Below are 12,252 nucleotides of genomic sequence, written 5' to 3'. Positions count from 1 at the left end.
ATAACGACCCCATGACCAAGATAGATCGCACGCCGTCCAAGGCCGACTTCTCGCATGTGACCGAGTGGGTTTTCGACCTCGACAACACGCTCTACCCGCATCACGTCAATCTTTTCGCGCAGATCGACAAGAACATGACGGCCTACGTCGCGACGTTGCTGCAGATGGAGCGAGACGAGGCGCGCAAGCTGCAGAAGCAGTATTACCTCGATCACGGCACGACATTGCAGGGTCTGATGATCCATCACGGCGTCGATCCGAACGACTTTCTCGAGAAGGCGCACGCGATCGACTATTCGAGCCTGACGGCTCAGCCGGAACTTGGCGCGGCGATCAAGGCGCTTCCGGGCCGCAAGTTCATCTTCACCAACGGCAGCGTCAAGCATGCGGAGATGGCGGCCGGCGCGCTCGGCATTCTCGAGCATTTCGACGACATCTTCGACATCGTGGCAGCGGACTTCGTACCGAAGCCGGCGCAGGCGACCTACGACAAGTTCGCGGCCCTGCAGCAGATCGAAACCGGCAAGGCGGCGATGTTCGAGGATCTTCCGCGCAACCTCCAGGTTCCGAAGGCACTCGGAATGCAGACTGTTCTGCTGGTGCCGAACAATCTTGAGGACACGGTTGTCGAGTGGTGGGAAAAGACCAGTGGCGAAGACGATCACATCGACTTCGTGACCGACGATCTTACTGATTTTCTTGCGAAGATTACCGGCTAGGTTACAAAAGTTTCATCCAGCTTACAGATGTTTAATTGGGCGAATTGACGCATCTGCCCTACCTTTTTTGTTGCGATCCCAAACGCGATTGCACAATGAAAGGAATTGAGATGTCTCGGAACAAGCTGATACTGGCCGCACTCTCCTCGGTGCTGATCCTCGGCGGCGCAGCCGGCACCAGCCTTGCAGCTCCTCACGACAAGAAGCATCATCAGCCTCGCCCGCAGCATGCCATGCGCCACGCAGGCATGATGGGTGGCCCGCAGATGGCCATGCGTGAGGTGATCTTCGTTCGGATGCTCAAGCAGTTCGATACGAACAAGGATGGTCAGATTTCCAAGGACGAAGCCAAGAAGGGCATGGAGGAAATCTTTGCGGCGATCGACATCGACAAGGACGGTTCGCTGACCCCTGGTGAGATTCGCAAGTATCACGAAGCGCAGATGGCCAAGGCGAAGGCGCCGGATGACGAGGCAGGCGCGGATGAAGCCGCTCCACCCAGCCCGCCGCCTGCTGATGCCGACACCGCCCATCCCGCTCCACCTCCACCTCCGGGCGGCCCCGACCACGGTGGCATGCGACATGGCGGAATGATGATGCGAAGCATGATGATGATGCAGCGGATCGATACCGACGAAAACGGCCAGATTTCCAAGCAGGAAGCCGAAGCTGCGTTCGACAAGCTGTTCACGTGGATGGATCGCAACAAGGACGGCGTCATCACGATCGACGACATGCCCGATCGTCCGTTCCCGTAAACACCCTTGCCGAAATCCGACCCGCCGCTCCTCGCGGCGGGTTTTTTCTATTCGTGATGTTCGTAGAAGTCCTGGATGATCTTCCAGGCAGCGTCGGCGGTATCGACGAAGCTGATCAGATCGACATCGTCAGGCGCGATCGTGCCGAACTCGGCAAGCGCGTCGAAATTGACGATGCTGCGCCAGAATTTCTCTCCGAAGAGAATGAGCGGCATCTTCTCCATGCGGCCTGTCTGGATCAGCGTCAGGCACTCGAAGAACTCGTCGAGCGTGCCGAAGCCACCGGGAAAGACGGCAATCGCCTTGGCGCGCACCATGAAGTGCATCTTGCGGATCGCAAAATAGTGGAAATTGAAGCTGAGTTCCGGCGTCACATAGACGTTCGGCGCCTGCTCGTGCGGCAGCACGATGTTGAGGCCGATCGAGGGCGCGCCCTCGTCGGCGGCACCACGGTTGCCCGCTTCCATCACGCCTGGCCCGCCACCGGTGACGACGACATACTCATGGAAATCAAAGCCGGCCGAGTATTTAGAGCACAGCCGGGCGAACTTGCGCGCTTCATCGTAATAGACGGACGCGGCTTCCAGATTGGCGCGCTGTGTCTCGTTTCGCGCGGCCCAGGCACTTTGGCCGGGCGCCGGGATACGAGCGCCACCGAACATGACGACCGTCGACTTGATGCCGCGTTCCGTCAGCAGCATTTCCGGTTTCATCAATTCAAGCTGCAGACGGATCGGGCGCAGCTCTTCTCGGCAAAGGAAATCCTCGTCGGCATAGGCAAGGCGATAGGCCGGCGACAGCGTCTGCGGCGTCTTCGGCACCGCCTCGGCGCGCTGCCTGTCGGTCTCGCTTGTCTTCAACGGGTCCCAGACGCCATCCTTGCGCCTCAGCCTGCCGTTTCTTCCCTTTGCCATGTCGAAATGCCTTTCAGTACCGCCGGCAGCCTTTGCCGGTATGTCGTTTGATGTCGTTGATCGGGAGAGTAATCCTGTCCCGAAAAATCATTCCATTTTACCCGTGCATGCGATAGAGCAGATCGCACCCCGCCTATCACAATTCCCGGAGGCTTCGGTCTCCACGATAAAGATCGAAGTTTAAGGAATTCCCATGAGCGCCACCGACCTTTCCTCCCTCGAAAAGACCCTCGAAGCCGCCTTCGACAACCGCGACAACGTGAACACGTCCACCAAAGGCGAAGTTCGCGATGCCGTTGAAGCAGCGCTCGAACTTCTCGATGGCGGCAAAGCGCGCGTTGCCGAACGCGGCAGCGACGGCGCATGGAAGGTCAATCAGTGGCTGAAGAAAGCCGTTCTCCTGTCCTTCCGGCTGAACGACATGGAAGTCGTCAAGGGTGGTTCGGGCAACTCGACCTGGTGGGACAAGGTACCGTCGAAGTTCGAGAACTGGGGCGAGAGCGAGTATCGCGCCGCCGGCTTCCGCGCCGTGCCGAACTGCATCGTCCGCCGTTCCGCCTACATTGCAAAGAACGTCGTGCTGATGCCGTCCTTCGTCAACCTCGGCGCCTTCGTCGACGAGGGCACGATGGTCGACACCTGGGCGACTGTTGGTTCCTGCGCACAGATCGGCAAGCACGTGCATCTCTCGGGCGGCGTCGGCATCGGCGGCGTGCTTGAGCCGATGCAGGCAGGCCCGACCATCATCGAAGACAACTGCTTCATCGGCGCCCGCTCGGAAGTCGTCGAAGGCTGCATCATCCGCGAGGGCTCGGTTCTCGGCATGGGCGTCTACATCGGCAAGTCGACGAAGATCGTCAACCGCGCCACCGGCGAGGTGTTCTACGGCGAAGTACCGCCTTACTCGGTCGTCGTCGCCGGCTCCATGCCGTCGGGCAACGCCACCATGCCGAACGGGCTTGCCGCGCCGCACCTCTACTGCGCCGTGATCGTCAAGACGGTCGACGAGAAGACCCGCTCGAAGACCGGCATCAACGAACTGCTGCGCGATTAATTCCTTCTCCGCTGCGCCACGCTTCATGGCGGGCGCGGCGGTGATGACAGCCGGGGATCGATCCGGTAGAAAACGGCATCCCTTCGGTTCGGCGAACTGCATCGCCTTGCCATTTCTTTGCCATTCCCGCTGGATAATTCCACGACCATGACCGCTATCGATCCCGTTGCAAATCTGCAGACCCTTATCCGCTGCCCTTCCGTAACCCCTGCCGAAGGCGGTGCGCTCTCGGTGCTCGACGCCATGCTTGCTCCGCTTGGTTTCAAGGTGGACAAGGTCAAGGCAACGGAAGCGGGCACGCCCGATATCGAAAATCTCTACGCCCGGCTCGGCGGCGACGGTCCGCATCTGATGTTTGCGGGCCATACGGACGTGGTCCCGGTTGGTGACGAGGGTGCGTGGACGCACCCTCCCTTTGGCGCCGAGATCGCGAATGGCGAACTGTTCGGTCGCGGCGCTGTCGACATGAAAGGCGGGATCGCCTGCTTCGTCGCAGCCGTCGCCCGCCATGTCGAGAAGCACGGCGCTCCGAAGGGCTCGATCTCCTTCCTGATTACCGGTGACGAAGAAGGTCCGGCGATCAACGGCACGATCAAGCTGCTGCAATGGGCCGCCGAAAAGGGCGAACGCTGGGATGCCTGCCTCGTCGGCGAACCGACGAACCCGGACAGGCTCGGCGACATGATCAAGATCGGCCGCCGAGGTTCTCTTTCCGGCAAGATCACGGTCCACGGCGTTCAGGGCCACGCCGCCTATCCGCATCTGGCAGACAACGCCGTGCGCGGTATCCTGCAGCTGACGCAGGCGCTGATGCATCCGCCATTCGACGCCGGTACCGAGAATTTTCAGCCGTCGAACCTCGAGGTCACGACTGTCGATGTCGGCAATCCGGCGACGAACGTTGTCCCCGCCAAGGCGACGGCGAGCTTCAATATCCGCTTCAACGACAGCTGGACGGCCGATAGCCTGCAGCAGGAGATACTGCGCCGTCTCGACGCGGCCGCAGCTGAAGGTATGCTGCGCCCCGGTCGCGCGCCGCTGAAGTACGATATCGTCTGGGCCGAGCGCCCGAGCCATGTCTTCCTGACACGCAACAATGCGCTGATCGCCTCGCTGTCCTCCGCCGTCGAGAGCGTCACCGGCCAGTCGCCGAAGCTTTCGACCACGGGCGGCACGTCCGATGCCCGCTTCATCAAGGACTATTGCCCGGTCGTGGAGTTCGGCCTTGTCGGCCAGACGATGCACATGGTCGACGAGCGGGTCGCGGTCGCCGATCTCGAGCAGCTGACCGCGATTTACGAGACCTTCATCGAGCGCTGGTTCGCGAATGCCTAGCTTTCGGGAGGTTCAATACTATCTGGCGGGGCTATGGCTGCTGATCCGGATGGATCCACGCGGCTTTCGCTTTCTCGATGTGTCCGAGCGTGGCGTCAATCGATCGTTCTGGGCGATCTTCTGGTGCCTGCCGCCGATGGGCATCTCGTGGCTCTGGTGGCGCCAGGCTTTTTTGCAGACGATGCCGCCGCATACCGACGTCGGGATGATCTTCTATTTCCGTCTCGGGTTGGTCGAAGTCGCGAACTGGTTCGTGCCGCTGGTGCTGGCCGGGCTTCTGCTTCTTGCCTTCCACAAGGGCGAGCGTTTCGCGCCTTTGGTCGTGAGCGTCAACTGGCTCGGCGTGCCGCTCTCCTACATCAACGGCCTGCTGCTGGCCGTGGTGTTTTTCGCACCCGGGCTTGTCGGCCTGGTATCGCTGCTGCTGCTCGCCTTCATGCTCGCGCAAATCTTCGCGATCGCTCGCATCCTGCGCATGATCTTCTACGGCAATGGCCTGCTTGTCGGCGCGATGACGCTGGTGCTCCTGGTGCCGACGCTGCTTCTTTCCGAGTATCTCCAGCGCTTCCTCGGCGTCTACCCCGTCTGACCTCTATCTGATGTAAACGACCTCGCCGTCTTCCTTGGCGAAGCTGCCGATGGACCCATTCGGCAGAATTTCTAGCACGGTTTCCGAAGGCCGGCACAAGCGCGCGCCCTTCTCCGTCACGACGATCGGCCTGTTGATGAGAATCGGGTGCGCCAGCATCGCATCAAGCAACTGATCGTCGCTAAGCGTGAGATCGTCGAGCCCGAGTTCGGCGTAGGGTGTCCCCTTCTCGCGCAGCAGCGCCCGAACCGAACCGCCCATGGCAGCCACGATCTCCATCAGGGTTTCACGGCTGGGCGGCGTCTTCAGATATTCGATGACCTCCGGCTCCTCACCCGACTGACGGATCATCGCCAGGGTGTTGCGGGAGGTGCCGCAAGCCGGGTTATGATAGATCGTCGTCGTCATTGCCAGACTCCCTGGGCTTTCGCCGGTCCACGATGATCGGCGGATAATCGACCTGCATGAAATAGAGACCGTCCGGCGGCGCGACCGGGCCACAGGCCTTGCGGTCGCGGGCATCCAGTGCTGCGCGAACATCATCGGGGGTCCACTTCCCCTCACCTGCAAGCTTCAGCGTCCCCGCAAAGGAGCGGATCTGATTGTGCAGGAAACTCTGGGCGGTCGCGCGAATCTCGATGAGCTCGCCGCTGCGCGTCACATCGAGCCGGTCAAGCGTGCGTATCGGACTGTTCGCCTGGCAGTGCGCGGAGCGGAAAGTGGTAAAGTCATGCTTGCCGACGAGCGTCTGGGCCGCCGCATGCATCACCTCGTGATCGAGCACCTTGGTAGTCCACCACGCCTTGCCGGCCTCGATCGCCAGCGGCGCGCGGCGCGTGATGATGCGATAGAGATAATGACGACGCTCCGCCGAGAAGCGTGCATCGAAGAATTCGTCCGCGGCGAGCACCTCAAGGATCGCGACACGTTCCCCGGCGAGCCTCAGATGAGCGTTGAGAGCGTTCTGCAGCTTGAACGGCGCCCATTCCCGGGCGAGGTCGGCATGGATCACCTGCCCCATGGCATGAACACCGGAATCGGTGCGGCCGGCGCCGCGGATCGAGACCGTTTCACCGCTTGCCGACAAGATCGCCTGTTCGATCGCGCCCTGGACGGAGGCGCCATTGTCCTGCCGTTGCCAGCCCACATAGGGGGCACCATCGTACTCGACGGTCATTCGGTAGCGATGCATCAGCCAAGCCTCGTGCCGGCTGCGAGCGGCGTACCGCGTAGAAAGTCAGCTGCTGCAAGCGGCTTTCCGCCGGCCTTCTGCAGTTTCGTCAGCCGCACCGCACCGGAGGCGCAGGCGACGAGGAGATCGTTCGTAATCAGCTCCCCAGCTGGTCCCGAGCCTTCCGCCAGTTCGGAACCGAGCACCTTGACGCGTTCCGGCTTGCCGCCGATCTCGACCTCGAACCATGCGCCCGGGAACGGCGCCAGGCCGCGAATGTGATTATGGACGTCTGTCGCGTTCTTCGAAAAGTCGATCCGCGTCTCGCCCTTGTCGAGCTTGGCGGCGTAGAGCACGCCCTCGGCAGCCTGCGGCGTCAGCGGCAGATCGCCCATCTCGAGCTTCACCATTGCTTCGGCCATCGCCTTTGCACCTGCATGCATCAACTTGTCGTGCAGCTCGCCGCCGGTCATGTTCGGTCCGATCTCGACTTCGCTGGTGAGGGCGACCGGGCCGGTATCGAGGCCCTTGTCCATCTTCATCACCATCATGCCGGTCTTTTCGTCGCCGGCCATGATCGCGCGCTGGATCGGCGCAGCACCCCGCCAACGGGGCAGAAGCGATGCGTGGCCGTTGTAGCAGCCATATCGCGTGCCATTCAGGATGGCCTCAGGCAGCAGCAACCCATACGCGACCACGACGGCAACATGGGCCTGCAGCGCGATGAAGTGCTCGCGCTCCGCCTGCTCCTTGAAGTTAACAGGGGTGAAGACGGGGATGCCGAGCAGTTCGGCCGCCTGATGCACCGGCGACTTCTGCAGGTCCAGGCCGCGGCGCCCGCCGGGCCGTGGCGGCTGGGTGTAGACGGCGGCGATGGTATGGCCGGCATCGACCAGGCTGCGCAATGTCGGGACCGAAAATTCCGGCGTCCCCATGAAAACGATACGTAGAGACATTCTTTCCCGCCTGTCCTTAGGATCCGCCGTTACTCAATGGGCTTGCGAGCTGGAGAGCAATCCGCTTTGGGGCACACCGCGAGGCTGCTGACCGTGGCAATGATAGCGTCAGATGACGTGATGTCACCCGGCGCCGAGATCATGGCTCAGATCGCCTTGGCTTTAGCAGCCTTGGTGAACTTCTTGATCACCATCTCGCGCTTCAGCCGAGAAATATGATCAATGAAGAGGACGCCGTTCAAGTGGTCGATCTCGTGCTGCAGGCAGGTCGCCAACAATCCGTCGGCATCGATCAGCTGCTCTTTGCCATCACGGTCGAGATACTTGACGCCGATCGTCGCCGGACGTTCGACTTCCGCGTAATAATCGGGGATCGAAAGGCAGCCTTCCTCATAGAGGGAACGCTCGTCGGAGGATTTGACGACCTCGGGATTGATGAAGACGAGCGGTTGCTTCTCTTCACCCTCACGCGAGACGTCGATCACCAGCATGCGGCGCGGAACGCCGACCTGAATGGCGGCAAGGCCGATGCCGGGTGCATCGTACATCGTTTCGAGCATATCGTCGACGAGACGCTGAAGGTCGCTGTCGACACGTTCGATAGGTTTGGAAACCTGGCGCAGCAGCGGATCGGGAAGAATGATAAGTGGCTTGATGGTCATGGCCGTTCCCATAACGCATCTTTCCGCTCGATGGAATTATCCGAAAGCCGACGGCCACGCTTTTTTGCGCGGCCGTCGGGAATTTCATTGGCTTTACGTTACGCGGCGCGGCGGGAAGCCGTCGGCATGACGCGTTCCGGGGCACCGGTGCGGAACCGCTGCAGGAGGCCCACAAGGCTGTCGACCTCGTTGCGCAGGCGGCGGGTCTCCTCGGATGTCCGCTCCACCATGCCGGAATTCTGCTGGGTGATCGTATCCATGTTGCGGATGGCGACGCTGACTTCATTGACGCCGGTTGCCTGATCGCGCGCGGCGGCTGCGATATCGGCGACGAAGCGGTTGATGATATCGATGCGGTTGATCATGTCGCTCAGCGCCTCGCCGGTGCTGCTGACGATATCGACGCCTTCATTGACCTGCGACGAGCTCTGCGAAATCAGGTTCTTGATTTCCTTTGCGGCGTCAGCAGTGCGCTGCGCGAGCTGACGAACTTCCTGCGCAACAACGGCGAAGCCTTTGCCCGCATCGCCGGCACGGGCTGCCTCGACGCCGGCGTTCAATGCCAGCAGGTTGGTCTGGAAGGCGATTTCATCGATGACGCCGATGATCTTGGAAATCTCGGTCGAGGACTTTTCGATCTCGGCCATCGCCGATACGGCGCTGGTGACGAGCTCGCCGGAGTTCTTGGCCTTCTGCTGTGTTTCACGCACGGCTGCCGAAGCTTTCTCGGCATTGGCGGCGGTCTGGCCGACGCTGACCGAGAGCTGCTGCAGGGCAGCCGAGCTTTCCTCGACGCCTGCTGCCTGCTGCGCTGTGCGCAGTGCCAGGTCATCAGAGCCCTTGGCGATGACGTCGGTCCCCTGGAGAATTTCGCCGGATGTTGCGCGAACCGATGCGAAGGACGTGCGCAAGGCAGCCACGGCACGGTTGTAGTCGTCCGCCATCTCCTTGAAGCTGCCCGGCAGATCGGGCGGCAGGGTTGCCTCGAGGTCGCCGTTCGAGAGCGCCTCCAATCCGCGGCGAAGATGGCTGAGCGCCAGCGCCTGGTCAGCCTCGGCCTTCGCGCGCTCATCCTCGAGCTGCTTGCGCTTCTCGTCGAGCGTATCGAGGTAGACGGAGATAGAATAATCCATGTCGAGCATTGCCGCCTTTACGACGGCAGCGAGTTTTTCGGCGAGCACCTTGCCCTGCGGGCGGGCAAAACGTGACGGCCACTGCTTGTCCATCAGACCCTTGATGAGGTCACTCATCAGCAACGCGTAACCACCGATATACCAGCGTGGCTCCAAGCCGATCCGTGCGTGCGTCCGGCCGACGGCGGTGACGCCGTTGACATAGGATTCATCGAAATTGCCGCCCGCCAGATTGGCCCAATGGGCTTCCTGGCGTTTCTTGGCGTGGTTCATGTGGTTCTTGTCGGAGAAGAACTTCGCAACCGCCGGCGTCTTGCCGAGCTTACCGTAGAATTTGTCCAGAGCAGCGCCAAGGAGCTCCGAAATGGCAGGACGCATTTCGCGCAGTGCCATCCGCGCATCATCGTCCAGCTCGATGAAGTCAAGGCGTTGCTTGAGCGCATTGTCGGACGGCTGAGTGGTCATGATGTCTCTGCTTTGTAATTGATGCCGAAGGAAAAAATTGAAGCCGAGCTTTTGCCGAATATAGTTGAGCAATGGTTAAATCGAGAGCCTATTTGTCTGCTAGTGGCTCAAATATGCGCCACGCGGCCGACAACATCGCCCTGTGAGTTGTTCACGTTTTGATCTAGAAAATGCTTGCGAGTTTGCTATGGTGCTTTCATGAACCCAAGCGTCGACTCACTTTCTTTCGCCTTTTCCAAGCTCAATCCAGCTATCCTCGCCCTCGGTGGCGGAGCGATCGCAGCGCTGATCGTCTTGATGATCGTGCTTCTCGTGCGCAGCGGCCAGTTGCGGCGGGAACAGGCGGACGACGCCGCGATGAGGGCAACGGAAGCCGACGGCCGAATGGCCGAGCTCCTCAAGATTCAGGCCGAAATGCATGGGCGCATGTCGACGATGGCCGAGGTCTTCGGCTCGCGGCAGGCCGAGCTCAACCAGGTGATCAACCAGCGTCTCGACGGCATGACGCAGCGCGTCAGCACGACCATTTCCGAACAAACGAAGTCGACGCACGAAAACCTTCAGCGGCTGCAGGAACGCCTGGCCGTCATCGATGCGGCTCAAAACAACATCCAGACGCTTGCCAAGGACGTCGTCGGTCTGCAGGCGATCCTCTCCAACAAGCAGACGCGCGGCGCCTTCGGGCAATCGCGCATGGAGACAATCGTTGCCGACGGCCTGCCGATGGGCGCCTATACCTTCCAGCATACCCTCTCCAACGGCTCGCGACCGGACTGCACGATCCGCATGCCGAACGGCGCGCCGCCGCTGGTGATCGACGCGAAGTTTCCGCTGGAAGCATGGAATGCCATCCGCGACGCGGGCGGGCCTGATGGCGCGAAGGTCGCCTCGCAGCAGTTCCGCCGCGACATGGAGACGCATATCCGGGACATCTCGGAGAAGTATCTGATCCAGGGCGAGACCCAGGACACGGCATTCATGTTCGTGCCATCGGAATCGATCTTCGCCGAGATCCACGAGAATTTCGAACCGATCGTGCAGAAGGCGCATCGGGCGCGGGTCGTCATCGTCTCGCCCTCCCTGCTGATGCTGTCGATCCAGGTCATTCAGGCAGTGCTCAAGGATCAGCGGATGCGCGCCCAGGCGCACGTCATCCAGGGCGAAGTCGTCAGCCTCATGGATGACCTCGGGCGGCTTGATGATCGCGTCCGGAAACTACAGAGCCATTTTTCCATGGCGCAGAAGGATGTCGACATGATCCTGACCTCCGCGGACAAGCTGAACAAGCGCGGAGCGAAGATAGAAGCGCTGGAATTCGAAGGCGACGCTCCGGCGCAACGGGCAAAGGAAAGCGACGCCTCACAGAAGTCGGTCGACAGCCGGACAGGCTTGCTGAAGCTCAGAGTGGTTGACGACGAGTGAGCCATTCAGGCAGTGTCGCGCCCGAAGAAGATATCGGACGGGCACATTCATGATCACAGTTTTCGGCTCCATCAACATGGACCTCATCGCCACCACCGACCGGCTGCCGAAGCCCGGCGAAACCGTCGCCGGCAGTGGCTTTTCCACGGCGGCTGGCGGCAAGGGCGCGAACCAGGCGCTGGCGGCACGGCGCGCGGGCCGCGTCGTGCATATGGCCGGCGCTGTTGGCCAGGACAACTTCGCGGAACCGGCGCTGGAACTCCTGAAGGACGCTGGAGCGACGCTCGACAGTGTGAAGCATGTGGACGAGCCAACCGGCACTGCCCTCATTCTCGTCGGCGGCGATGGCGAGAACATGATTGCCGTCGTGCCGGGCGCGAACGGTACGGTCACGGCCACGGATGCCGATGCGGCAATCGATGCGATGCAGACGAACGATATCCTCATGCTTCAGCTGGAAGTCCCCGTTCCAGCCGTCGAGCAGGCACTGGCCCGCGCGAAAGCGAAAGGCATTACGACGGTCCTCAACCTCGCACCCTTGATCGCCGACGCACCGCGCCTCGGGCGCCTTGCCGACATCGTCATCGCCAACGAGACGGAGTTCGAACGACTGGCCGGGCAGGAAGTCATGGACGCCGGCGAACGCGAGGCGGCGCTGAAACAACTCAACAGCGAGACCGGCCAGACACTGATCGTCACGCTCGGCGCCGACGGCGTGGTCGCCATCCGCGACGGCCATCTTTTCAGGGCCAAGGGGCTGAAGATCGAGCCCGTGGATACCGTTGGCGCGGGCGATACCTTCTGCGGCTATTTCGCCGCCAGCCTGGACGAGGGCCTGGATTTCGAGACCGCGCTGCGGCGCGCGGCCGTTGCCGGTTCGCTCGCCTGCCTGAAGCAGGGCGCACAGCCTTCCATCCCCCTGAGCGCCGACGTCGCAAAGGAACTATAGCGTCGTCGCCGCGACGACATTTCGCGGCGCGGACGATCTCCACCCGTGAAATTTGATGGCATTTCATTCAAATTTAATAGATTTCTGGCGATGTTTCGGGTGATCGCCAGACCTTCCTCCAAGGA

The 12,252-nt window shown here is 61.4% G+C and carries 13 protein-coding genes; 7 read left to right on the top strand and 6 right to left on the bottom strand.

All coding sequences use genetic code 11. The features are described from left to right. The first annotated feature begins 11 nt into the window (after nucleotides 1-11). Entirely contained in the window at nucleotides 12-719 is a 708-nt protein-coding gene (locus ASE04_RS11685) for a pyrimidine 5'-nucleotidase (protein WP_056816965.1), read from the top strand. A 110-nt stretch (nucleotides 720-829) separates the two neighbouring features. Beyond that, a complete protein-coding gene (locus tag ASE04_RS11680) occupies nucleotides 830-1,477 on the top strand; it encodes an EF-hand domain-containing protein (protein ID WP_056816963.1) in 648 nt (215 codons plus the stop codon). A gap of 47 nt (nucleotides 1,478-1,524) precedes the next feature. Here ASE04_RS11680 and ASE04_RS11675 read toward each other — a convergent pair whose 3' ends face one another. Beyond that, on the bottom strand, nucleotides 1,525-2,391 hold the full coding sequence (locus tag ASE04_RS11675; protein ID WP_056816959.1) for an LOG family protein: 867 nt from the start codon (nucleotides 2,389-2,391) through the stop codon (nucleotides 1,525-1,527). A gap of 193 nt (nucleotides 2,392-2,584) precedes the next feature. Here ASE04_RS11675 and dapD point away from each other — a divergent pair, with 193 nt between their 5' ends. The 3 genes from dapD (at nucleotide 2,585) to ASE04_RS11660 (ending at nucleotide 5,369) form a co-directional block, all read left to right on the top strand. Further along, a complete protein-coding gene (gene dapD / locus ASE04_RS11670; protein ID WP_056816956.1) occupies nucleotides 2,585-3,445 on the top strand; it encodes a 2,3,4,5-tetrahydropyridine-2,6-dicarboxylate N-succinyltransferase in 861 nt (286 codons plus the stop codon). Between the two features lie 147 nt (nucleotides 3,446-3,592). Then, entirely contained in the window at nucleotides 3,593-4,780 is a 1,188-nt protein-coding gene (dapE, locus tag ASE04_RS11665; RefSeq protein ID WP_056816953.1) for a succinyl-diaminopimelate desuccinylase, read from the top strand. Continuing rightward, nucleotides 4,773-5,369: a hypothetical protein gene (locus ASE04_RS11660; RefSeq protein WP_056816950.1), complete on the top strand. Its 597-nt coding sequence runs from the start codon at nucleotides 4,773-4,775 to the stop codon at nucleotides 5,367-5,369. The genes dapE and ASE04_RS11660 overlap by 8 nt, the downstream gene beginning before the upstream one ends. A gap of 3 nt (nucleotides 5,370-5,372) precedes the next feature. Here ASE04_RS11660 and arsC read toward each other — a convergent pair whose 3' ends face one another. The 5 genes from arsC to ASE04_RS11635 all read right to left on the bottom strand — a co-directional run bounded on the left by arsC (nucleotide 5,373) and on the right by ASE04_RS11635 (nucleotide 9,756). Further along, nucleotides 5,373-5,777, bottom strand: a complete 405-nt coding sequence (arsC, locus tag ASE04_RS11655; protein WP_056816947.1) for an arsenate reductase (glutaredoxin) — start codon at nucleotides 5,775-5,777, stop codon at nucleotides 5,373-5,375. After that, the gene (gene truA, locus ASE04_RS11650) at nucleotides 5,755-6,561 is read right to left on the bottom strand and encodes a tRNA pseudouridine(38-40) synthase TruA (RefSeq protein ID WP_056816944.1); all 807 of its coding nucleotides are present in this window, start codon (nucleotides 6,559-6,561) and stop codon (nucleotides 5,755-5,757) included. Before truA ends, arsC begins: the two co-directional genes overlap by 23 nt. After that, on the bottom strand, nucleotides 6,561-7,496 hold the full coding sequence (gene fmt / locus ASE04_RS11645; protein ID WP_056816942.1) for a methionyl-tRNA formyltransferase: 936 nt from the start codon (nucleotides 7,494-7,496) through the stop codon (nucleotides 6,561-6,563). Before fmt ends, truA begins: the two co-directional genes overlap by 1 nt. A 146-nt stretch (nucleotides 7,497-7,642) precedes the next feature. Then, complete coding sequence (def, locus tag ASE04_RS11640) at nucleotides 7,643-8,158, bottom strand: peptide deformylase (protein ID WP_056817661.1); 516 nt, start codon at nucleotides 8,156-8,158, stop codon at nucleotides 7,643-7,645. A 98-nt stretch (nucleotides 8,159-8,256) separates the two neighbouring features. Next, complete coding sequence (locus ASE04_RS11635; RefSeq protein WP_056816938.1) at nucleotides 8,257-9,756, bottom strand: globin-coupled sensor protein; 1,500 nt, start codon at nucleotides 9,754-9,756, stop codon at nucleotides 8,257-8,259. Nucleotides 9,757-9,954: 198 nt separating this feature from the next. On the opposite strand from ASE04_RS11635, the gene ASE04_RS11630 reads away from it, so the two are divergent. Together ASE04_RS11630 and ASE04_RS11625 are read left to right on the top strand one after the other, a co-directional pair. Then, the gene (locus ASE04_RS11630; protein WP_056816933.1) at nucleotides 9,955-11,178 is read left to right on the top strand and encodes a DNA recombination protein RmuC; all 1,224 of its coding nucleotides are present in this window, start codon (nucleotides 9,955-9,957) and stop codon (nucleotides 11,176-11,178) included. A gap of 49 nt (nucleotides 11,179-11,227) precedes the next feature. Further along, entirely contained in the window at nucleotides 11,228-12,127 is a 900-nt protein-coding gene (locus ASE04_RS11625) for a ribokinase (RefSeq protein WP_056816930.1), read from the top strand. The last annotated feature ends 125 nt before the right edge of the window (nucleotides 12,128-12,252 follow it).

Origin of the sequence: Rhizobium sp. Root708 (genome assembly GCF_001429725.1) — a bacterium.
Taxonomy (GTDB): domain Bacteria; phylum Pseudomonadota; class Alphaproteobacteria; order Rhizobiales; family Rhizobiaceae; genus Rhizobium.
The sequence above is the reverse complement of the archived record's forward strand: the minus strand, read 5'-3'. Positions and strand labels throughout refer to the sequence as shown.